The 21,994-nt window shown below is 44.9% G+C and carries 18 protein-coding genes; 11 read left to right on the top strand and 7 right to left on the bottom strand.

Annotated elements, in window-relative coordinates; translation table 11 throughout:
* Window positions 1-32 precede the first annotated feature (32 nt).
* Window positions 33-599: a hypothetical protein gene (locus tag ACQEXP_RS04840; protein ID WP_269375936.1), complete on the top strand. Its 567-nt coding sequence runs from the start codon at window positions 33-35 to the stop codon at window positions 597-599.
* Window positions 600-690: 91 nt separating this feature from the next.
* On the opposite strand, the gene ACQEXP_RS04835 is transcribed toward ACQEXP_RS04840, so the two are convergent.
* Complete coding sequence (locus tag ACQEXP_RS04835) at window positions 691-1,278, bottom strand: TfoX/Sxy family DNA transformation protein (protein WP_269375937.1); 588 nt, start codon at window positions 1,276-1,278, stop codon at window positions 691-693.
* Window positions 1,279-1,628: 350 nt separating this feature from the next.
* Between ACQEXP_RS04835 and ACQEXP_RS04830 the strand changes: the two genes are divergently transcribed.
* From ACQEXP_RS04830 to ACQEXP_RS04810, 5 genes are all read left to right on the top strand, one after another.
* Window positions 1,629-2,549, top strand: coding sequence for an HDOD domain-containing protein (locus ACQEXP_RS04830; RefSeq protein ID WP_269375938.1), 921 nt, complete (start codon window positions 1,629-1,631; stop codon window positions 2,547-2,549).
* Window positions 2,550-2,567: 18 nt separating this feature from the next.
* Complete coding sequence (locus ACQEXP_RS04825) at window positions 2,568-3,473, top strand: lysine exporter LysO family protein (RefSeq protein WP_138973294.1); 906 nt, start codon at window positions 2,568-2,570, stop codon at window positions 3,471-3,473.
* 114 nt (window positions 3,474-3,587) lie between these two features.
* On the top strand, window positions 3,588-4,100 hold the full coding sequence (locus ACQEXP_RS04820) for a hypothetical protein (RefSeq protein ID WP_426968497.1): 513 nt from the start codon (window positions 3,588-3,590) through the stop codon (window positions 4,098-4,100).
* 144 nt (window positions 4,101-4,244) lie between these two features.
* Window positions 4,245-5,897, top strand: a complete 1,653-nt coding sequence (gene panP, locus ACQEXP_RS04815) for a pyridoxal-dependent aspartate 1-decarboxylase PanP (protein ID WP_426968495.1) — start codon at window positions 4,245-4,247, stop codon at window positions 5,895-5,897.
* Between the two features lie 284 nt (window positions 5,898-6,181).
* Entirely contained in the window at window positions 6,182-7,036 is an 855-nt protein-coding gene (locus ACQEXP_RS04810) for a MurR/RpiR family transcriptional regulator (RefSeq protein WP_010320194.1), read from the top strand.
* A 33-nt stretch (window positions 7,037-7,069) separates the two neighbouring features.
* Here ACQEXP_RS04810 and ACQEXP_RS04805 read toward each other — a convergent pair whose 3' ends face one another.
* On the bottom strand, window positions 7,070-8,323 hold the full coding sequence (locus tag ACQEXP_RS04805) for an iron-containing alcohol dehydrogenase (protein WP_269375941.1): 1,254 nt from the start codon (window positions 8,321-8,323) through the stop codon (window positions 7,070-7,072).
* Window positions 8,324-8,589: 266 nt separating this feature from the next.
* On the opposite strand from ACQEXP_RS04805, the gene ACQEXP_RS04800 reads away from it, so the two are divergent.
* Window positions 8,590-8,856, top strand: coding sequence for a GrxA family glutaredoxin (locus tag ACQEXP_RS04800; protein ID WP_138973298.1), 267 nt, complete (start codon window positions 8,590-8,592; stop codon window positions 8,854-8,856).
* Between the two features lie 187 nt (window positions 8,857-9,043).
* Window positions 9,044-10,726 (top strand): aspartate:alanine antiporter, encoded by a 1,683-nt coding sequence (locus ACQEXP_RS04795; RefSeq protein WP_138973299.1) that lies wholly within the window; start codon window positions 9,044-9,046, stop codon window positions 10,724-10,726.
* A gap of 76 nt (window positions 10,727-10,802) precedes the next feature.
* Here ACQEXP_RS04795 and ACQEXP_RS04790 read toward each other — a convergent pair whose 3' ends face one another.
* From ACQEXP_RS04790 to ACQEXP_RS04775, 4 genes are all read right to left on the bottom strand, one after another.
* Window positions 10,803-11,480 carry an ABC transporter permease gene (locus ACQEXP_RS04790; protein WP_138973300.1) on the bottom strand — a complete coding sequence of 226 codons (678 nt, stop codon included), beginning with the start codon at window positions 11,478-11,480 and terminating at the stop codon, window positions 10,803-10,805.
* A gap of 3 nt (window positions 11,481-11,483) precedes the next feature.
* Window positions 11,484-12,224 (bottom strand): ABC transporter permease, encoded by a 741-nt coding sequence (locus tag ACQEXP_RS04785; RefSeq protein ID WP_138973301.1) that lies wholly within the window; start codon window positions 12,222-12,224, stop codon window positions 11,484-11,486.
* Window positions 12,225-12,311: 87 nt separating this feature from the next.
* The gene (locus ACQEXP_RS04780; RefSeq protein ID WP_426968492.1) at window positions 12,312-13,082 is read right to left on the bottom strand and encodes an ABC transporter substrate-binding protein; all 771 of its coding nucleotides are present in this window, start codon (window positions 13,080-13,082) and stop codon (window positions 12,312-12,314) included.
* A gap of 67 nt (window positions 13,083-13,149) precedes the next feature.
* A complete protein-coding gene (locus ACQEXP_RS04775) occupies window positions 13,150-13,920 on the bottom strand; it encodes an ABC transporter ATP-binding protein (RefSeq protein WP_138973303.1) in 771 nt (256 codons plus the stop codon).
* A gap of 671 nt (window positions 13,921-14,591) precedes the next feature.
* Between ACQEXP_RS04775 and ACQEXP_RS04770 the strand changes: the two genes are divergently transcribed.
* The 3 genes from ACQEXP_RS04770 to ACQEXP_RS04760 all read left to right on the top strand — a co-directional run bounded on the left by ACQEXP_RS04770 (window position 14,592) and on the right by ACQEXP_RS04760 (window position 19,927).
* Window positions 14,592-16,139, top strand: coding sequence for a DUF3360 family protein (locus ACQEXP_RS04770; protein WP_138973304.1), 1,548 nt, complete (start codon window positions 14,592-14,594; stop codon window positions 16,137-16,139).
* A 324-nt stretch (window positions 16,140-16,463) separates the two neighbouring features.
* Window positions 16,464-18,740, top strand: a complete 2,277-nt coding sequence (gene pflB / locus ACQEXP_RS04765; protein ID WP_269375944.1) for a formate C-acetyltransferase — start codon at window positions 16,464-16,466, stop codon at window positions 18,738-18,740.
* A gap of 179 nt (window positions 18,741-18,919) precedes the next feature.
* Entirely contained in the window at window positions 18,920-19,927 is a 1,008-nt protein-coding gene (locus ACQEXP_RS04760; RefSeq protein ID WP_269375946.1) for a lipid A deacylase LpxR family protein, read from the top strand.
* Window positions 19,928-19,933: 6 nt separating this feature from the next.
* On the opposite strand, the gene ACQEXP_RS04755 is transcribed toward ACQEXP_RS04760, so the two are convergent.
* Window positions 19,934-21,814 carry a methyl-accepting chemotaxis protein gene (locus tag ACQEXP_RS04755; protein WP_426968490.1) on the bottom strand — a complete coding sequence of 627 codons (1,881 nt, stop codon included), beginning with the start codon at window positions 21,812-21,814 and terminating at the stop codon, window positions 19,934-19,936.
* Window positions 21,815-21,994 lie beyond the last annotated feature (180 nt).

Below are 21,994 nucleotides of genomic sequence, written 5' to 3'. Positions count from 1 at the left end.
GGAAATTAACAAGATATAGGTTTATCGTCCATATGCGTAAAACAATCTTAGCTGCAGCTTTAGTGCTTGCATCCGGTCAATCATTTGCTCAAACCGATCCAAATAGCCCTGCGGTCATGAGTAACTTCAGTTATGACTACTTAGAAGCTCGTATCGGTGCTAGTCCTGTAACTTTCGGTGCAGCAATGAGTAAGTCAATCCACCCTAACGCTCACGTTCTAGGTCGAGTGGACTCTGAGTTCGAAGGTGACTACGACGCAGCAGCAGGCTTCGGTTTCCATGCTCCAATCAATAACTGGGCTGACTTTACTGGTGAAATGCTTCTTCGCCTTGTTGACACAGGTGATCAAGGCCGTAACGGTTACAGTCGCGGAACCAACACAGGTATGGAACTGAATTTAGGTATCCGCCAGTGGTTAGGTCCACAACTAGAAGTAGGTGGTAAAGGTGGCTATGTCTCAATTGATGATGACGACAAGTGGGTTGGTTCAGCCTACGCACGATTCCACTCTACAGAGCTATTCTCTCTAGGTGCTGAAGCGCGTATCAATGACTTCTACGGTGATCAGCTAATGTTCACTACACGTTTTAAATTCTAATAAAACGTCATTGTTAAAAAACCGAGGCACTGCCTCGGTTTTTTTATGCAAATCCATTTGCTTTGAGCGAACACTTAAAGTGACGATGAATCTAGTGGCAGTTAGCCAATAATTGACGCTTGCGTGGTTCCTGGATCAGTTTCCAATGAATCCCTTCAACTGCACCGGCAAACTTCCACAGTAGCTTGACATCTACATCACTGCCATAAGCTTCTTTAACACGGCTAAATACTGCCGCTGCACCTAGTTCTAGGAAGGTATCAACATCTTCTACGCCGGCTTTCTTAACCATACGCTCTAGCGTCAACTGCATATTAGGTAAATCTCTAAGGCGACGATTAGCAGAAGAACGTTTGTACTTACGTTGTGATACAGAAAACTTGATGGATTGCTCGACTAACTCTTCGACACGTTCAAAGTTATCAACAAAAAGTGAGGTAATGTCGTAGTAGTTAACAGTCGCAGTCGTCTGTTTTTTAACGTGGCGATACTTCTCGCAATTAAGAGCTCTTAACTCTTCGTCGAGTGCTTCAGCACCACGGATGAAAATTTTATTCGCGCTAAGAAGAGCGAACATTGCTTCGTCTTTGAATAACCCAGTACCACCAAACATTGATCGTTTCTGGAAGTCACCAAATTTCTTAACGTATTGAATAAATTGTTGCTCTGTCATATCCATTGATCCTCAATCAAAAACCCCGATTAGTAGTGATCACCAGATAGCAGCAGTTATAAGCGAAAGATAAAAACACACTCGAGCAGTTAATTTTTTTGTTTGAGCCAGAGTGATAACAACAACAAGAATGATAGTTAACGAAACGAAATAAGTCTGGGCATGCGTCACATCAATTGCATGAGAAAGGGGCAATTCTGGATTAAGCGTCACAATTTGGTACTTTACGTTCTTTGAGTGCCATAGATTTCACAACATCCAGTGTCACAAAACCTATCAATATAAGTAATCTATTGTTTGCTAAAATATGTAGGAAAACGTTACACTGTATAGGACAAATTAACCTTCTAGCACTTATGAACCACCTATCATTTTATTGGCTACCGCAGAATAATGAGCTTTTAATTAAAGGCATCGAATCTGAGTTTTCAGTCCTTATTGAACACTCAATCAAGTCGCGGAAAATATCACTGCCTCCTATCCCTGATGTCGTATTAAAGATCCAGCAATTATGTTCACAAGACTCAACCGGTATTGCTGACGTCGCTGATAGTTTGTTGGAAGATCCGGGCCTCGCAGCCATCGTTATTCGCGTCGCTAACTCAGTCATTTTTAATCGCCGCAATATTACTTGCACCGACTTAGTTACCGCGGTATCGCGTTTGGGTATTTTACGCGTGCGTGACATAGTCACTGCTCAGGCAATTGAGCAGCTAAAGCATTCGATCAACCTAAGCCCTTCATGCAACAGAATGCTCGTGCAGAGCGCCGCAAACTCACGAGAGCTTGCCGCCACTATGGTTCTCGTTGCTCGTGGATTTAAAGAATCAGAATCGCCAAGATATCAACATATCGAAACTGACAAGGCACTTCTGGCAGGTTTGCTCGCCGATATCGGCTTATTCTGCATTATTAGCGAATATCATAGCTATCTAGAGCAAGGAAATTACCTTGACGAAGAGATTGCTTTTCAGGTTTTCGATCGTCAGTGTTCTAACGCAAGTTCGCTAGTTCTTGAAAGCTGGGGTTTTGACAATGACTTTCTAGAAGTCGCCTCAAACCAAACCAGAACAAAATCTGACCTAGCAGTGACGTACCTTGATATCGCCAGAATTGCAAATCATATACTAATGTTCCGTCGTCAAGACGAGCACATAGATGAACACACTGTAGAATTTGATGTAACAGGCGCGGATATACTGTACAAACTCAGTAATTTAAGTGATATTGAGTTCAATACTCAAATAGATGAACTTATTAGCGCAAGTGGTTTGTAACCACGAACAGGAAGTATCATGTTTTCAGGGATGTTATTTATCTTTGCCCCACTTGTGGTGGGGTACTTCATTTCTATATCTAAAAAGTCACTCCTAGATAAAATCAACGCCACAACATCAAACCTTATTTACGTCATTTTGGCGTTAATGGGCCTGAGTTTAGCGGCACTGGATAATCTCGGTCAGAATCTCCAGTTGATTCTAAAGACGACGGCGGTGTTTTTTACCTGCCTAAGTTTAGCGAACTTGGCGGTACTGCCATTGATTGACAAATGGCTACCCATTCACACCGATGCCAGTAATACCAAGTTGCCACTTTCTGCTATGGCGATGGAATCTGCCAAACTGATTTTGGTTGTCGGTGGTGGACTGGTCATCGGCCTTATGCTGCCAATTGATCTTAGCTGGGTTGACACTGCAAGCGAATGGATTCTCTTTTTGCTGCTATTTTTTATTGGCATTCAACTTCGCAATAGCGGCCTCACTCTGCGCCAAATTCTTCTTAACAAGCAGGGCATGGTCATCGCACTGACCATAGTTGCAAGCTCAATGATCGGCGGTGTTATTTCGGCTCTGATCCTCGATATCGACCTCTATCGTGGCCTCGCTATGGCTTCTGGTTTTGGCTGGTATTCTTTAGCTGGTATTTTGATGGGTGATGCTTTTGGTCCGGTTTATGGTGGGGCGTCATTCATGATTGAGCTCTTACGTGAACTGATTGCGTTAGTTCTGATCCCTTTGTTTATTAGAACCCGCCCGTGTACTTCGATTGGTTATGCAGGGGCAACCGCGATGGACTTTACGCTGCCGGTGATTCAGACAACCGGTGGGGTTCGCTGTGTACCCATTGCTATCGTTAGTGGTTTTATTCTTAGCCTTCTCGTGCCCGTTTTAATGCTTTTCTTTGTCTCACTTGCAGGCTAGATCGCAGGAATCGACAAGAAAATTATTTATATTGGCCGCTTACAAGCCTATTAATTTTAGAAAAAGCTAAATTAGAAAATATTAGTATAATAATTATCTTCAAAAGGAATCATTATGAAACGTACGATTGCTGCACTGCTACTCGCCGCCACCTCAACAATGGCTGCAGCCGCAGACAACACCTGCATGTCACAAAAATATGATGCGTACATTGACGCTTCTCTGCACTGGTATGAAGATTTATCTCAGCTTACCGCTGAGCAGTATCCAGAGTTGAAAGAAGTCAGCGAATGGTTCCTTGAAGGGCGTAAAAACCACTTCGAACTCAATCGAGCAGCAGTTCATTACTACCTGAAAGAAGATCCAACAAAAGTAGCAACCGCTCAACCTGTCGAAGCATGGCTACAGCTTGAACAGAAAGATATTAAGGTACTCGCCTCTCGCAGCGACGAACTTGGACAACTTGCTCAGGTCACTTTCGCAGATCGCCAAGCGACGCCACATGAGAAAAACTACCAGCTTCGTTCTGCATTCGCTGATCTACTCAGCCATCCAACCAAAATTGATTCCGCCCTTAAACGCTACAATGAATCAATCAAGAATCTAGAAGCCATTAATTGCCAATAGTCACAGCTATTGCAGGGGCTTTGGCATCATCTCAGTGCTTAGCCCCACCAAACACCAACAATCTTTAATTAAGACGGGACATTGTTCCCGTTTTCGTTTAGATTGTCCCGCTTGCAACAAGAACGATTAGAGCAATGAAGCTGTATGATACCGGAACAAAAAACGGCTGATGTGAGTTTCGAGAGCTTACTCCGAATTTTCACAGTACCTGAAGGGCCTGACTCAACGCTAACCAAAATCGACGAAGAGCTTTCACGCAACTTGAATAAGTTTTTGCGCGAACACATCGTAGCAGAAGAAAAACCGCTGCGAGACATCGAAAAAGACTTCTCTCGAGCTTCTATACCTGAGCAACCTGAATTTGTCTCCGACCACACTCAGCACCTGCTGGATACGTTAGTTTCTCACTCTGTCCATACTTCAGCACCTAGCTTCATTGGTCATATGACGTCGGCACTGCCCTACTTTCTCATGCCACTGTCGAAAATCATGATTGCTCTCAACCAAAACTTGGTAAAGATTGAGACTTCAAAAGCCTTCACGCCATTGGAGCGTCAAGTCCTTGGCATGTTGCATCGTCTGATTTACGGGCAAGATGACCACTTCTACGCACAATGGATGCATAGCGCAAACCACTCTTTAGGCGCGTTTTGTTCAGGCGGCACAATAGCGAATATCACAGCTCTTTGGGTTGCACGTAACAACGCCCTAAAAGCGCAAGGCTCTTTCAAAGGCGTAGAGAAAGAAGGTCTGTTCAAAGCCATGAAGCATTATGGCTACGAAGGGCTTGCTGTTTTGGTGTCTGAACGCGGTCACTACTCACTGAAAAAAGCGGCCGATGTATTGGGCATCGGTCAAGAGGGATTGGTTGCGGTTAAAACTGACAGCAACAACCGAATTTGCCCAGCGGCCCTGCAACAAAAGATCATTGAACTTAAAGCACAAAACATCAAACCATTTGCGGTAATTGGTGTCGCGGGAACCACTGAAACTGGCAACATCGACCCATTACGCGCCATCGCTGAGATCTGTCAAAAAGAAGAGTGTCACTTCCACGTTGATGCAGCATGGGGTGGTGCGACATTGATGTCTAACAATCATAGACACTTATTGGATGGCGTTGAATTAGCAGACTCTGTCACCATCGACGCACACAAACAGCTATACATCCCAATGGGCGCGGGCATGGTTCTGTTCAAACAACCTGATGCGATGAAGTCTATTGAACACCACGCACAGTACATTTTGCGTAAAGGTTCCAAAGATCTTGGCAGCCATACATTGGAAGGCTCTCGCTCCGGAATGGCGATGCTGGTGTATGCCGCAATGCATATTATCAGCCGCCCTGGTTATGAACTGCTCATTGACCAAAGTATCGAAAAAGCTCGCTACTTCGCCGATCTTATCCATCAGCAACAGGACTTTGAACTTGTTTCTGAACCTGAACTATGTCTGCTTACTTATCGATATATACCCGCGCATGTCAAAGCAGCACTGAAGCTCTCAACGGGTAAACATACTGAGCAGCTCAATGAATTGCTTAACGAATTGACCATGTTCATTCAGAAGCGTCAACGTGAAACAGGCAAATCGTTTGTCTCACGCACACGCCTTAACCCTGAACAGTGGAATCACCTTAACACGATCGTTTTTCGTGTAGTGCTCGCTAACCCACTCACCGGAAGGGATATCCTTAGTTCCGTTCTTGAAGAGCAACGAGTGATTGCGACTCAAGCCCCTAACTTGATGGCTAGGATTGATGAGCTATGTACAGAAATCGTTAATCATCAGCCTTAAACTGAAATTTTCTTTCTGGAAAAGTGTAATTTCCCTATCAACACAGGCCTCAGATTTTGTTTTTTCTCGCTCAGGATGTGATTTCTGTAGTTTAGACAAAATTTAGTTTGAGGCTTGTCATATAATAGCCAATTGACAGATAGAAATATTGCCGTAAACCTTTGGCTTAGGTTTATACTGGTCGCATGGCGCCGGATTGCACTTACCCTTTGGGAAACTGGTTGTTTCCTATCATTAATTACGGGTATATCTGGTGAGTTGTTCTCTATACCCTCGTGAACACTATGAATACATTAGAAAAAATTCAAAAAAATCTAGAAAACTTTAGTAAGTCAGAGCGTAAGGTCGCCGAAGTTATCATGGCTTCCCCTCAGACTGCGATTCATTCTAGTATTGCTACACTGGCTAAGATGGCTGACGTAAGTGAGCCAACGGTTAACCGTTTTTGTCGTCGCTTGGACACTAAAGGTTTCCCTGACTTTAAGCTTCACTTAGCACAAAGCCTTGCTAACGGAACACCTTATGTAAACCGTAATGTCGAGGAAGATGATGGTCCAGACGCCTACACCCATAAGATTTTTGAATCTACTATGGCGTGTTTGGACGTAGCCAAAAACAGCCTTGACCCAATGCAAATTAACCGCGCAGTTGATCTTCTAACTCAGGCGAAACGCATTTCGTTTTTTGGCTTGGGTGCGTCATCAGCAGTAGCAAAAGATGCTCAAAACAAGTTTATCCGTTTCAATATCCCAATCACCTGTTTTGAAGATATCGTTATGCAGCGTATGAGCTGTATTAACTGTACTGACAACGATGTGATCGTTCTGATTTCTCACACGGGTCGAACGAAGAGCCAAGTCGAGATCGCGAACCTTGCACGTGAAAATGGTGCAACGGTAATCGCCATTACGGCTAAGGACTCGCCGTTAGATAAAGCCAGCTCTTTGTCTATTTCGCTAGACGTTCCAGAAGACACCGATGTCTACATGCCAATGGCAAGCCGAGTGGTTCAGATGACCGTGATTGATGTTTTGGCAACAGGGTTTACACTGCGTCGTGGTTCTGGTTTCCGTGAAAACCTCAAACGTGTTAAAGACGTATTGAAAGATTCTCGGTACGACAAGCTGTCACAATTTTAACTAGAAACGGAGCGTTTAACGCTCCGTTTTTTATTAGCTGTTTTGCAAACGTCCCTCATCCAGTTTATCTCCACCTAGCCTGACCACACTGGCTTCACACTGGTGTTCAAATGGTCTCTCCTCTTGGCAGGAACCATCACACTGGCATACCTGCTGTAGAATATGCGTCAAACGCTCTTTGGTCAGCGGAAGAGGATTACCTCTTATTGCCACTGACTTTAACGCATCTTCAGCCACACTTTCGAATGATGTTGTACAAACTCCAAACTGGTCGAGTTTTGGTAAACCTAACCGATCAAGCATCATGTTGACCCATAATACCGAATCTTCGCGACAAGCGTTGACACGCCCAGACATAATACTCGCTATCTTAGCGTAGCGTTCCAGTACATCATCTCGTCCGGCACGTTCTGCGGCATGAATATTCTCCAACATGACGTAGGGTGCGAGACGGGCGGTGATAATACTATGGGGGGCATTGAGTTTGCCGCCCAAAGCGGAGGCTAACCCATGTGCCGCACCCAGCTTGGCATTGGTGACCGCCATGCCGCCCAGCATTGCAGCAAACGAAAGATCCGCTCGAGCAGAGTGTTCATCGTCTAAGCAGGCAGCAAGGATGGATTTACTTAATCGCCGCAACCCCTCTTCACAGATCATATCGGTCAGCGGATTTGGCTGCCCACACACATACGCTTCCATCAGATGAGTGAAGGCGTCCATCGCTCCCCGAGCTGACGTCTCGATATCCGTACCATAAGTCAATGTAGGGTCGACAATTGCCACATCCGCTAACATATCGGGACTTCGCAAGCTTACCTTAACCTTGTCTTGCCCTGATCGAAGCACTGCATTCCGCGTCACTTCAGAGCCGGTACTGGCGGTGGTTGGTATGGCGATAAATGGTATCGGCTTCGACTTGAGTGGAACATTGCGTCCCACAACCTCAACATAGTCATACACATCACCCTGGTTAGGAATGATAGCGGCGAGTGCCTTGCCCATATCGAGAACACTCCCTCCGCCCATCGCGACAACCATGTCTGGCCTAAATTTACGACCGACCAATGCGGTCTCTTCAACCATAGTAATGTTGGGCTCACCGCGGATGGCAACATGCTGATAGCGCATGTTTTGAGAACTGAGATATTGAATAACGGGAGAGGCTCTACTGAGATTTTTACTTGTTACTAAGAGTACGCTGTAACCAAATTGATTCAGTACAGACAATGATGACTGCAGTGCACCTTCACCAAAGATGATTCGCGTGGAGGTCATAAATTGGAACATGTTCTGCCTCTCCCTGTCACACCGGCTCAATTAGATTGCACCGATTTGCCACTAATTAATTTGACCAAGTGCAATTTGTAGGAATTAACCTTAAAAAAGTTATGGCTTTATCGACACAAAGCACAGGTTTCATAGCTAAATATAACTGACTGGGTTCAATTTTTGTTCGATAGATTTCACCTATTGAAACAACAGGTAAATGCCACTTTATTTCCGCCATTGGATCGGGCATAGTTGCAGTTAACAAATTACAGGAGAAAGAGAATATGTTCGTAGTTATCTTTGGTCGCCCAGCTTGCCCATACTGTGTTCGCGCAAAAGAGCACGCAGAAACACTAAAAGCACAGCGCGATGACTTCAACTACCGCTACGTTGATATCCACGCAGAGGGTATCTCTAAAGCAGACCTAGAAAAAACCGTAGGTAAACCTGTTGAGACTGTGCCACAAATCTTCATTGACCAAGAGCACATCGGTGGTTGCGACGACTTCGAAGCATATGCTAAAGAGCACCTAGGCCTATTCGCCGAGTAATAAATCCGTTTTAAAAAAAACCGCGTCTAACGCGGTTTTTTTGTTTCTATTCAGTTTGCAACCGCAGTCATATTGTTCTTAACTCTACTCAACAATAAATTGTCAAAATTTTCACTTATCTTTTGGCAATATTCAGATACAATTCGCTGACATAACTTACTGCCCGGCACCAACACAAGAATTGCCCGTGAACATTGACGTCGTAACCTTGCTCGAACAGAACCCTATTCTTCTTATTTTCGTTGTCCTAGCGATAGGCTTAGGTATTGGTAAAATCCGCTTTGGAAGCCTTCAATTGGGCAACTCCATTGGTGTGTTGATTACATCACTCATCATGGGACATCTCGGTTTTACCTTTAATGCTGACGCATTAACTATCGGATTTATGTTGTTTATCTACTGTGTTGGTATTGAAGCAGGCCCTAACTTCTTCGGTATTTTCTTCAGAGATGGTAAGCATTACTTCATTTTGAGTATGGTGGTGCTGTCCACTGCCCTTTCGATCACCTATTTTGCCAGCCATCATCTGGGATTAGATTTTGGTCTATCAGCCGGCATGATGGCGGGAGCCCTGACGTCAACGCCTGTGTTGGTAGGTGCCCAAGACGCACTCAATTCTGGTTTAGCGACCACACCAAGAAACATGGACTTTGCTCAGGTGATCGAAAACCTGTCTGTCGGCTATGCAATGGCTTATCTGATTGGTTTAATCAGTATGATCATGTTTGCCAAGCTTCTGCCTAAACTGCAAAAGCAGAACCTTTCCGACTCAGCACAACAAATTGCACAAGAACGCGGTTTAGGGGGCTCTGGTCAGCGCAAAGTGTACTTGCCAATTATTCGTGCTTACCGTGTTGGTCAAGAGTTGATTAACTGGATTGATGGTAAGAACTTACGAGAACTCGGTATTTATCGTCAAACCGGTTGCTACATTGAGCGTATTCGCCGTAACGGTATCCTCGCCCATCCTGATGGTGACGCTATTTTGCAAGAAGGGGATGAGATTGCTCTCGTTGGCTTCCCAGATAGTCATGCCCGTCTCGATCCTAGTTTCCGCAACGGTAAAGAAGTCTTCGATCGCAACTTGCTTGACTTGCGTATCGTCGAAGAAGAGATCGTCGTTAAAAGTGATGCGATTGCCGGTAAACGTCTTTCTGATTTGAATCTTTCCGAATACGGCTGTTTCCTCAACCGCGTGGTTCGTGCTCAGATCGAAATGCCGATGGATTTAGATATCGTTTTGGCGAAAGGTGATGTGCTGCAGGTCAGTGGTGAGAAAAGTCGCGTCCACGGCTTAGCTGAAAAAATCGGTTTTATCTCAATCCACAGCCAGATGGCTGATTTACTCGCGTTTTGTAGCTTCTTCATTCTTGGCATTATGTTTGGTTTGATCACCATGACATTCGGTCAAGTCTCCTTTGGTCTCGGTAACGCCGTGGGATTGCTTCTTTCGGGTATCACACTCGGTTTCTTGCGTGCTAACCACCCAACATTTGGCTATGTACCACAAGGTGCGCTGAATATGGTCAAAGACCTAGGCTTGATGTTCTTCATGGTTGGGATCGGTCTGAGTGCGGGTGGTAAGATGTTCGAGCATCTTTCTCAGGTTGGGGTTCAAGTAATTGGCCTCGCCTTCCTAGTCAGTGTCGTTCCCGTTGTACTGGCTTATTTGGTTGGTGCCTACATTCTGAAAATGAACCGCGCACTTCTGTTTGGTGCCATTATTGGTGCCAGAACCTGCGCACCAGCGATGGATATCGTTAATGATTATGCCAAGTCAACCATCCCTGCCTTGGGCTATGCCGGCACTTATGCGATAGCCAATATTTTGATGACTCTGGCTGGTACGATACTGATCATTCTCAGTTAACGTTCTGCATTAAACGCCAGTACTTCACGGCGAAACTCAAACAAAAACGGCACCTTTCGGTGCCGTTTTTCTGTAATTAGCTTAATGGTCTTAAGTAGGCTAAGAAGCGTTTCTCTGCGTACTTAAAGCAACCTAAGATAATAAAGGTTAACGCCATGTAGAACATTCCAGCAGTGAGGAAAGATTCAAACGGGGCATAGTAACGAGAGTTAACCAAACGCGCCGCACCGGTTAAATCGACGATCGTCACGATACCAGCAACGGCACTACCATGAAGCATAAAGATGACTTCATTACTGTAGGCAGGAAGGGCACGACGTAAAGCACTTGGCAAAATGATGCGGCGATAAGTCATAAACGCACTCATGCCATAAGCTTTAGCCGCTTCCACTTCACCCTTAGGCAGGCCATTGATTGCGCCACGGATAATCTCAGCGGTATATGCTGAAGTATTAAGCACAAAAGCGACCAATGCACAGAACCAAGCGTTCTCCCATAAGGTGTCTTTGACTGGGAAAAACTGATCCATACCATAGTAAATTAGGTAAAGTTGAACCAGTAACGGTGTGCCACGGAAAAAATAGATGAAGGCCCAGCTCGGTCCGTTGATTAAGACATTGTGACTGTTACGCGCCACACCAAGTGGAATTGCCACAATCAATCCAATAATCAAAGCCACACCAACCAACCATGCGGTGGTCATTAATCCATCAAGGTAGATGGGGAAACTATCTAAAATCAGTGAAAAATCCATTCTTTACCTCGCATGAATACTGAATTTGCGCTCTACCAGCTTTAAGAAGCCTGTTGAAACACTGGTAAAGAATAAGAAAATAATCGCTACCGCCATGTAGAAGGTAAATGGCATTTTCGTTGAGCCAGCAGCCAGTGAGCTCATACGAACCATATCCTCAAGACCGATGATTGACACAAGTGCCGTTGTCTTGAGCAAAACGAGCCAGTTGTTACCAAATCCTGGCAAGGCGTGACGAATCATTTGCGGTAAAAGAATACGACGGAAAGCCAATACAGAGCTCATACCGTACGCTTTGGCAGCTTCCAGTTCACCGGAGTCAACTGCCATGATGGCACCACGGAACGTTTCGGCCATATAGGCGCCGAAAATGAATCCGATAGTGAGGACGCCTGCCACAAACGGGCTGACATCAATGTAATCTGGTAAATAAGACGTCCACTCATGACTTGGGTCACTTGCCGCAAACCATTCATTTAGTGTTTCGTTGATGGAGTACAAACTGTTGTTGAGAAGAATTTGTCCACCAAAGAAAATCAACATCATGAGAACTAAGTCGGGAATACCACGAATCACAGTGGTATATAGAGTGGCTATTGCTCGTGCCCAGCGATAAGGGGCCATTTTGGCTAATGCACCTAGCATACCTAGAATCATAGCCAGCAATAATGACAACAGAGCGACTTCTATGGTCACTACGGCCCCTTTCATAATAGAGGCTTCATATCCTTGTAAATCCAGCATAGGTAAGTTCCTGGTCCCTAAACTTTATAGAAATCGACCGTTGGCTACTACTCCTAGGAACAAGAACCAACGGTCGCTTAGCAACGATTACTGACCGTAAACGTCGTAGTTGAAGTATTTAGCAGCGATTTCTTGATAAACACCCTTCTCACGTAGAGATAGGATGGCTGCGTCTAGCTTCTTAGTCAGATCTTTATCTTGCTTACGAAGTGCGATACCAAAACCTTCACCGAACCATTTAGGGTCAGTTAGCGATGGACCTACGAATTCGTACGCTTCACCACCCGCTTTGTTCAGTACACCTTCTTCAAGCGCAGAAGCATCACCAAGAACTGCCGCAACACGGCCGTTCGCAAGGTCAAGGTAAGCTTCATCGAAAGAACCGTAACGAACGATTTCTACTTTGTCGCCGTAGTTATCTGTTAGGTATTTGTCGTGAGTTGTCGCACGCTGTACAGCAATCTTCTGACCACTTAGGTTGTCAAAATCAAGGCCTGCACCTTTCTTAGCAATAAACTTGTTAGGGATAAGTGCGTATTTACCAGTGAAGTCAACTTTCTTCTTACGCTCTTCCGTAATAGACATTGCTGCGATGATTGCATCGTATTTACGTGCTAGTAGTGAAGGAATGATACCATCCCAGTCTTGCGCAACGATCTTACATTTCACTGCCATTTCCTGACATAGAGCGTTTGCCATATCTACGTCAAAACCTTTCAGTGAACCATCGGCTTCTGTCCAGCTAAATGGAGGGTAAGCACCTTCAATACCGAAGCGAACTTCATCCCATTCTTTCGCTTGTACTGCGCCAGTCACAGCGGTAGCTGCCAGTGTTGCTGCTAATAACCACTTTTTCATTTCCATACTCCTGTGATTGTGATTTTTATATGTAACTTATGTGTGTTTGTCTGCCGCTAAACGGCTATTAGTAAATTGATGAGATAAATTGCTTTAAACGCTCAGAATCAGGGTTTGTGAATAGCTTCGCAGGGTCGCCTTGTTCCTCAACCAATCCCTGATGCAAAAACATCACGTGGTTAGAAACATCGCGAGCGAACGCCATTTCATGCGTCACCACTAGCATGGTGCGTCCCTCTTCTGCTAGGTCGCGCATTACGCCTAAAACTTCACCTACTAACTCAGGGTCGAGTGCCGATGTCGGCTCATCGAACAGCATCACTTCTGGGTCTACGGCAAGTGCGCGTGCAATGGCTGCTCGCTGCTGCTGACCGCCCGATAGATGACCTGGGTAATAATCTTTGCGTTCATAAAGCCCTACTTTTTTAAGCAGCAGCTCTGCATTTTCGATCGCTTGTGCTTTAGGCACGCCTAACACGTGAACCGGAGCTTCAATGACGTTTTCCATGACAGTCATATGTGACCAAAGGTTGAACCCTTGGAAAACCATAGCAAGTCTGGAACGAATTCGTTGCACCTGTCTTTCATTGGCAGGAACAGCCTCCCCTTGGCGATTGTTTTTCATCTGGATTAATTCTCCATTAACCCAAATTTCACCAGCGGTAGGTGTTTCAAGAAGATTGATACATCTTAGAAAAGTACTTTTTCCTGAACCGGATGAGCCGATAATGGAAATTACGTCCCCTTTGTGGGCTTCCAATGAGATGCCCTTTAAAACTTCATTTTGTCCAAATGTTTTGTGCAGTTCTTTTATATCCAGCGCTGGTACATCTTTCATGCGCTCATACTCCCTGTCTTTATTATGACCAATCACTAATGCTATTAGCGATTGGTTGACTGCTGGGTTCCACCCACATTGCGATACAAACTAGCACTCCCCCGAGCAAGTTGCAACAAATTATTAACCTATAAATCAGCAATATATAGCCACTTTATATGATTAATAATGCATTTAATAGTTAAAACCGCTCCATATTTCGCATAAAACACCCGAGAACACAGATAATATCCATATTGTCAGTATTAACATTTTTATAAAAACAAGATCTAACTCAATAAACGATCTTTGCTCCATTCTCCTTCCACTCGTAAAGGGTTGAGCTCGCTAGTAAACCTTACGTTATGAAATTTTATTTCAGTGAAACTGATTACAAGCTCGCAACTAATTGCAGCTTGTGTAGTTTTCTTTCACAACCTTTCATAAAGTGATCTAAATCAATCACTCTTTAGGGTTAGCAAGTTAAACTCGCCTCAATGCTAAAAGTCTCAATAGAGGTACTTTTCGCAATAAATCCTCTATGCTTTAGCACATCAAGCATGAGCTACAGCGAGGTAGACCGGGATTCAATTGCAGGAAGCTAAACCAGGTTTTTACAGAGTGGACCGTCTCAGAACAATAATCTGGTCCCTCTTCGCAGATTTACTAACTTTTTAGAATATGAGGAATCTATGTCAGACGCAGTCAATAAACCGCACTCTGATTCGGATATCGAAAACAAGAGCTATCAAGAGCTGCACCGCCCAGCTTCTGAGTTTGAAAGCCGTTCAGACTACCTAGACCACGAACTGCAAATCATGAAGCCACGCCGCTTCGGATTAAACCTGCCTGGTCGTGATTTCCGCTTTGAGCTTGAAGACTTGGTACCCGCTCTAGCCGGTACTATTGGTATTATCGCGATGTACTCTGCGGTAATGATGTCTTGGGCTGAAGGTCTAACCGCTGCTTGGGACCACGTTAACCTTGGCAAAGAGTTTGCTATCGAAGTGGCTCGAGTAGAAATGCTGATCCCAGCATTACTGTTCTGTGTTCTAGCTTCTGGTTTCATCAACCCGAAAGCAAACCTTGCCGGTAACCACGGCCCAATGATCCCTCTTATCGGCACCATCGCATTAGCAGGTGCGCACCCTCTTGCATTGGCTATCCTAATTGGTATCTTTGGCTTACTTCTGAGTTTCCTAAAAGGTGGCTCCAAGTTGGTCAACCTGACTTCGGAAGGTACGGCCGGTGGCCTACTGATCTTCCTCGGTCTGACCGGTACTATGAGCCAAATCAACTCTATTCAGACATGGGCTGTGGGTCTTCAGTCTGACACAGTTGCCGCTGGTAGCATGGGCTATGTTGGCCTGATTGTACTTGCAGTCACTATCGCGCTGTATGCTTTCCTAGCTAAAGTTAACAAGCGTTGGTTGGCTATCCCTGTTTGTGCATTTACTGGTCTAGTGATTGCGCTTGTGCTTGGTGCTGGCTTCGATATTAAGTTTGTAACTGAAACTGGTCTTCCAAACCTAAACCCAGTTTACTGGTGGGGCAGCACTGAGCAAGGTTGGATGCTTGGTCTACCAAACATGGAACACTTTATTGCATCACTTCCGTTCGCCATTCTAGCGGTTGCTATGTGGTCACCTGACTTCCTAGGTCACCGTATCTTCCAAGAGCTGAACTACCCTAAAAAGACTGAAAAAGTACTGATGGACGTAGATGACACTATGACAATGTGTTCAATTCGTCAGATGGTAGGTACGGCAGTGGGTGGTGGTAACATCACATCATCTTGGGGTACTTACATGATCCCAGCGGCTATCGCTAAGCGCCCTATTCCTGCTGGTGCGATTCTGCTAGGTCTGTTGGTGATGATCATTGCGATTCTTGGTTTCCCTATGGATATCGCTGTATGGCCTCCAGTAATGCGTGTTGCTCTTCTTGTCGGTGTCTCACTTCCGCTACTTGAAGCGGGTATGCAAATGGTTAAAGATTCTAAAGACTCTCAAGCTGCAGGTATCTGTATCTTCGGTTCTGCTGTTGTGAACCCTGTATTAGCTTGGGCACTAACCATGCTACTTGATAACAACGGTCTGATTGGTGATAAAGAACGCGCAGCTCGTCTATCGTTCGTCGATAAGATCGTGATCCCAGTAGGCGTGTTGGTTATCTGTCTGATCGCTATGCTTGCAGTAGGTATGCTTGAAGGCCAATACGGCATCGCAGCGTTCCTATAACGTAAACAGATGTTGAGAGCCGACCTCGGCTCTCAACTTTTTTTTAGTGACAAGTTATTTTTTAAAAAATAATTTAAACAAACGAGCATTTATTGATTTAGTTTAAGGTTTACAAAATTTTTTTAGTATATCCTTGAAACCAAGTTAATAAGACACCATGTAAAAAGTAGTGACAATATTTATAGTTTTATGCCCTTTCGGTAAGCAACTTTAAAGACTATACATATTGTTATTCATAAGAGTGTACCATCCCAGTTTTGGGACTCAAACTGGCTCAACGGTTTGATAGGTACGTGTTTTTTCTACTAAAAAGGTAGGTATGTCATGGCAGAGCAATTTGCTAAAGCTTGGGAAGGTTTTGCTGCAGGTGATTGGCAAAACGAAGTAAACGTTCGCGATTTTATTCAAAAGAACTACGCACCGTATGAAGGCGACGAATCTTTCCTAGTTTCTGAAGGTACTGAAGCAACCAACAAGCTTTGGGCTAAGGTAATGGAAGGTATCAAGATTGAGAACTCAACTCACGCACCTGTTGATTTCGATACTGACCTTATCTCTACCATCACTGCTCACGATGCAGGCTACATCGAGAAAGACCTAGAAACTATCGTTGGTCTTCAAACTGATGCCCCTCTTAAGCGTGCTATCATCCCTAACGGTGGTATCCGCATGGTTGAAGGTTCTTGCAAAGCGTACGATCGCGAGCTAGATCCAGCAATCTCTAAAATCTACACTGAGTACCGTAAAACACACAACGCTGGTGTATTTGATATCTACACTCCAGACATCCTAGCTTGTCGTAAGTCAGGTGTTCTAACTGGTCTACCTGATGCTTACGGTCGTGGTCGTATCATCGGTGACTACCGTCGTGTTGCTCTATACGGTATCGACTACTTAATGAAAGACAAACTGGCTCAATTCAAGTCTCTACAAGAGCGTTTTGAGAACGGCGAAGATCTTCAAATGACAATGCAGCTTCGCGAAGAGATCGCTGAGCAGCACCGCGCACTTGGCCAAATGAAAGTTATGGCTGAGAAATACGGTTTCGACATTTCTCGTCCTGCTGAAACAGCTCAAGAAGCTATCCAGTGGACTTACTTCGGTTACCTAGCTGCAGTTAAATCACAAAACGGTGCTGCTATGTCTCTGGGTCGTACTTCTACGTTCCTAGACATCTACATCGAGCGTGACATCGCTGAAGGTAAGATCACTGAAGTTGAAGCTCAGGAAATGATTGACCACTTCGTAATGAAGCTACGTATGGTTCGTTTCCTACGTACTCCTGAGTACGATGACCTATTCTCTGGCGACCCAATCTGGGCTACTGAGTCTATGGGTGGTATGGGTCTTGACGGTCGTACACTAGTTACACGTACTAACTTCCGTTTCCTAAACTCTCTATACACTATGGGTCCTTCTCCAGAGCCAAACATCACTGTACTTTGGTCTGAGAAACTACCTGATGGCTTCAAGAAGTTCTGTGCGAAAGTTTCTATCGACACTTCTTCTATCCAGTACGAAAACGACGATCTAATGCGTCCAGATTTCGAATCTGATGACTACGCTATCGCATGTTGTGTATCACCAATGATCATTGGTAAACACATGCAGTTCTTCGGTGCTCGTGCAAACCTTGCTAAGACACTACTATACGTAATCAACGGTGGTGTGGATGAGAAGCTGAAGATCCAAGTTGGTCCAGCAATGCCTAAGATCACTGACGAAGTTCTAGACTTCGACGACGTATGGGGCAAACTTGACCACTTCATGGATTGGCTAGCTAAGCAGTACGTGACTGCACTGAACTCTATCCACTTCATGCACGACAAGTACAGCTACGAAGCTGCACTAATGGCTCTACATGACCGTGACGTTCGTCGTACTATGGCTTGTGGTATCGCTGGTCTATCTGTTGCAGCTGACTCACTATCTGCAATTAAACACGCGAAAGTTAAACCTATCCGTGATGAAGATGGCGTAGCAATCGACTTCGAAATCGAAGGCGACTACCCTAAATTTGGTAACAACGATGCTCGCGTAGATGACATTGCTTGTGAACTAGTAGAAGTGTTCATGAACAAGATCCGTAAGCTTAAGACTTACCGTGATGCAATCCCAACTCAGTCTATCCTGACTATCACTTCAAACGTGGTATACGGTAAGAAGACTGGTAACACTCCAGATGGTCGTCGCGCAGGTGCTCCATTCGCTCCAGGTGCAAACCCAATGCACGGTCGTGATGAGAAAGGTGCGGTAGCGTCTCTAACATCTGTAGGTAAACTACCATTTGCTCACGCAAAAGACGGTATCTCTTACACCTTCTCTATCGTGCCAAACGCACTAGGTAAAGAAGAAGCGTCACAACGTGCTAACCTAGCAGGTCTAATGGATGGTTACTTCCACCATGAAGCAGGCATCGAAGGCGGTCAGCACCTAAACGTGAACGTACTTAACCGTGAAACTCTAGAAGACGCAGTTAAGCACCCTGAGAAATACCCTCAGTTGACAATCCGTGTATCTGGTTACGCTGTACGTTTCAACTCTCTAACTACAGAGCAGCAACAAGACGTAATCGCACGTACATTTACTGAGTCTCTATAATTCTCAGCTAAATGATTGACGAAGCCCCGCTAAATAGCGGGGCTTTATTTTTTCTGTCAATTTATCACCGATAAATCAGCGATACGGTGCACAGTTCATCTCTCTGGTATGTTAATTGCTAACATTTGTATCGATTAATCTTGTATTATCAGACATCTAATTGAGTTAAGCACAGACACATGAAGTTAAACCGCATAATTTTACTGCCTCTGCTACTGGCTTCTGCAAGTAGTATCGCCTCAGACAAATCGACCCTTTCATTCTCTCTCGACAACGATGGTATCTTCGGTGTCGACCAAGACTACACCAACGGTCTGTTTCTGAGCTACACGACAGGGGGCATTACGCCTTATCCTATCTTCAGCCCTTTGAGTCTCTCTTTCTGGGGCGGTGCTTCACTCGACAAGTTTGAATTCACTCTTGGCCATAAGATGTACACGCCTTCGGATATTGAAGCGACAGCGCCTATGGTCAATGACAGACCGTACGCAGGGTTTCTGCACACTGAGTTCAACTATATTAGTTTGCACCCTCAACAAGCTCAGCGTTTTAACCTCACACTCGGTACCACTGGCGAGAGCTCTCTAGCCGATCAAGCACAAGATATCGTTCACGGCATCACCGGCTCAGATCAACCAAGAGGTTGGGCATATCAGGTTGACGACAAATTCGTTGGTAGCGTCGGGTATCTGTCGCACTTCAACTTATGGCGTCAGCGCGCAATTGCCAATACAGACTTTGAAATTTCCAATGTCTCTGAAGTCAACGCTGGTAACTTCCGCAGTGATGTTTCTACGGGATTTATGTTCCGTTGGGGCTCCGATTTAGGCGGCAACATGGGGGCGGCAAACATTGACAACGAGAACCCGTTCCGCGCAGGTATGATTGGTGGTTCACAAGGTGGTTGGTTTGTCTTCACTGGTATCGAAGCACGATACCGATTCAATGACATTACGATTGAAGGCGACCGTTCAGGTGTGACTGAATACGCGGTTAAAAACGGTCAGAATCCGAGTATCTACGACGTTACACTGGAAAACAATCAAGCTACAGCAGTCGCAGGCTTCGCTTGGTATAACCAAAGTTTCGGCGCGAGCTTAACTGCAACCGCTAAAACTCCCGATTACAAAGAGGCACCGGAATCGATATACGGAACCGGTGCCCTTTCACTCTACGCGTTCTTCTAAACGCGATTAGATCGTAAACTTGAGGCAGTCTTGATTAAGGCTGCCTGAACGCTCTTCAACAACCCCACTGACTTTTCTTAGCTGATCGTTATTTTGTTCAAGCTCTTTCATCGCCGCCGAGATTTGTGTCATGTTGTCCGCCATCGACTGACTGGTTGTGGCCAACTCTCTAATTGAAGCAAAAATAACTTCCGTTTGATGCGACGCCTCGTTGGTTTTGTCAGTGATCATTTTCAGCGCGTTCATGGCTTCCTGACCTCGTTCACGACCTGCGATCATTGAGGATTCAGACTGACCTATGTATTGAATCACTTCCGCGCTCTCTTTCTTCATCGTGTCAATGGTGCCTGAAATTTCAGAGACCGCATCAACCGTTCGTACAGCCAGACTACGCACTTCATCCGCAACAACGGCAAACCCTCGCCCTTGTTCCCCTGCCCTCGCAGCCTCAATCGCCGCATTAAGCGCCAGTAGATTGGTTTGTTCGGCAATGCCATTGATGATATCCATCACTGAATCAACTTTTGCTGACGCCTCTTCCAACTGCTGAATGTGTCCGGCAGCCGCCGTCATTATGGCACCCACTTCTTCAATCGAACCTATCGCCGCGCTAATAACCTTAGCACCTTCTTCCGCTGCATCGGTTGAAGAACGACTAATATCCGCGACAAACTCAAGTGAGTTGGAGACTTCTTGAGTGGTCACGCTCACCTCTTCGGTCGCCGAAGCCAACAATTGAGTCTGACCTAGCACCTCAGACTGGTGATGAGCAAGAAGGTCCAGTCCTTGATTGAGTTCAGCAGCGTTGCCCGATAGCGCCAAACTGCTGCTTTGAACGCCTGAAACCAGTTCACCCAAATTTGTACAGCTCTGGTTGATGCTTGATGCTAGCTGATTAAATTCATCGTTCGGGTTTTTAGAAGGAACCATTCGCTGAGACAAGTCGCCCTTAGAAACGCTATTGAGTATCTCTTTGGTACGATTCAAGGAGCGTGACATGGATGCACTCTGCATAGCAAAAATTGCTATGGTAAAGATCGCTAACACAACACACGCAACCAAAATAGACCACAAGGTTTGTGTCGACGTCGTTTCTGCTACGTTTTGATAACGAGCACCAATGCCGCCCAGCTCATTGGTAATCTCACCAATCAAACGCGTCATCTTAGCTTTTGTAGCATCAAGCTGCTTCTCAACCGAGCCAAGCTGTTGAGATAACTCACTCACTCTCACAAAAGCCTGTTTGTACTGCTCAATTTCTTTTTCATAAAGCTCAAGCATCGCGTAAACATTCGACATGCTTTCAAAGCTCGCCATTGCTCGATTGAACAATTTCAAATTATCTTCGGAGGGTTGCAATAAGTAGTTTTGTTGCGCTTTTACCATCGCCTGAAAATCAGAATTAAGCGTCACCATGCCTGTTTCTGCGATTTTTTGTTCGATGATGGTCGCAGTCTGCTTCATCTGCCCCAGCTTGCCTTCGTCGATATTGAATCCCAACTCTTGCTTCAATGTTAACCAAGGCGTAACAGCGCTTTTAAAGTCCATGACACTTTGGGTTAATTCATCACCTTGTGATACCAGCCCAACCTGTTTGAGGAACTTGGCGTTATCGCTGATTGCCATAACGATATCTTCAATACGGGTCTTAGTCGTTGCAACCTTGTCACCCGTCATGCTATCCAGTGTCCCACCAAGCGTAAGAATACGGCTTTGGGTCTGGTAAATGGCCAAAGACCCCGAACCAATATCCGCACTGCTTTGATATTGACTCTTCATTTTTGACAATCTTTCTGAAGTAAAAAAGGCTAGAAAAGCGAATCCGATCGTTAAAACAATCAAAAACAGTGTGACTTTCTGTTTTTGAGAGAGCGCAAGCATATCCATATAAAATCCCTTAACATCAAACAGATGTAAAATACTTTGCCTGACTGTTGTTATTAGTTGTTATTGATTTAATTGTAACCAATAACATTTTTATAACATAAATCTTAGCAAAGAAACGGTTTTTTTCTTATTTCAGCTTTTCTTGTTAGCTAAGTTCGGAAAACCTATTTTATCCCTACC

Source organism: Vibrio sp. TRT 1302 (genome assembly GCF_050113875.1).
GTDB lineage: Bacteria > Pseudomonadota > Gammaproteobacteria > Enterobacterales > Vibrionaceae > Vibrio.
This window is presented reverse-complemented; position numbering and strand designations above follow the sequence as displayed.

Coding starts and splice junctions, on each gene's coding strand:
- ACQEXP_RS04840 (WP_269375936.1), top strand. CDS start 33: ATGCGTAAAACAATCTTAGCTGCAGCTTTAGTGCTTGCATCCGGTCAA.
- ACQEXP_RS04835 (WP_269375937.1), bottom strand. CDS start 1,278: ATGGATATGACAGAGCAACAATTTATTCAATACGTTAAGAAATTTGGT.
- ACQEXP_RS04830 (WP_269375938.1), top strand. CDS start 1,629: ATGAACCACCTATCATTTTATTGGCTACCGCAGAATAATGAGCTTTTA.
- ACQEXP_RS04825 (WP_138973294.1), top strand. CDS start 2,568: ATGTTTTCAGGGATGTTATTTATCTTTGCCCCACTTGTGGTGGGGTAC.
- ACQEXP_RS04820 (WP_426968497.1), top strand. CDS start 3,588: ATGAAACGTACGATTGCTGCACTGCTACTCGCCGCCACCTCAACAATG.
- panP (WP_426968495.1), top strand. CDS start 4,245: ATGATACCGGAACAAAAAACGGCTGATGTGAGTTTCGAGAGCTTACTC.
- ACQEXP_RS04810 (WP_010320194.1), top strand. CDS start 6,182: ATGAATACATTAGAAAAAATTCAAAAAAATCTAGAAAACTTTAGTAAG.
- ACQEXP_RS04805 (WP_269375941.1), bottom strand. CDS start 8,323: ATGTTCCAATTTATGACCTCCACGCGAATCATCTTTGGTGAAGGTGCA.
- ACQEXP_RS04800 (WP_138973298.1), top strand. CDS start 8,590: ATGTTCGTAGTTATCTTTGGTCGCCCAGCTTGCCCATACTGTGTTCGC.
- ACQEXP_RS04790 (WP_138973300.1), bottom strand. CDS start 11,480: ATGGATTTTTCACTGATTTTAGATAGTTTCCCCATCTACCTTGATGGA.
- ACQEXP_RS04785 (WP_138973301.1), bottom strand. CDS start 12,224: ATGCTGGATTTACAAGGATATGAAGCCTCTATTATGAAAGGGGCCGTA.
- ACQEXP_RS04780 (WP_426968492.1), bottom strand. CDS start 13,082: ATGAAAAAGTGGTTATTAGCAGCAACACTGGCAGCTACCGCTGTGACT.
- ACQEXP_RS04775 (WP_138973303.1), bottom strand. CDS start 13,920: ATGAAAGATGTACCAGCGCTGGATATAAAAGAACTGCACAAAACATTT.
- ACQEXP_RS04770 (WP_138973304.1), top strand. CDS start 14,592: ATGTCAGACGCAGTCAATAAACCGCACTCTGATTCGGATATCGAAAAC.
- pflB (WP_269375944.1), top strand. CDS start 16,464: ATGGCAGAGCAATTTGCTAAAGCTTGGGAAGGTTTTGCTGCAGGTGAT.
- ACQEXP_RS04760 (WP_269375946.1), top strand. CDS start 18,920: ATGAAGTTAAACCGCATAATTTTACTGCCTCTGCTACTGGCTTCTGCA.
- ACQEXP_RS04755 (WP_426968490.1), bottom strand. CDS start 21,814: ATGGATATGCTTGCGCTCTCTCAAAAACAGAAAGTCACACTGTTTTTG.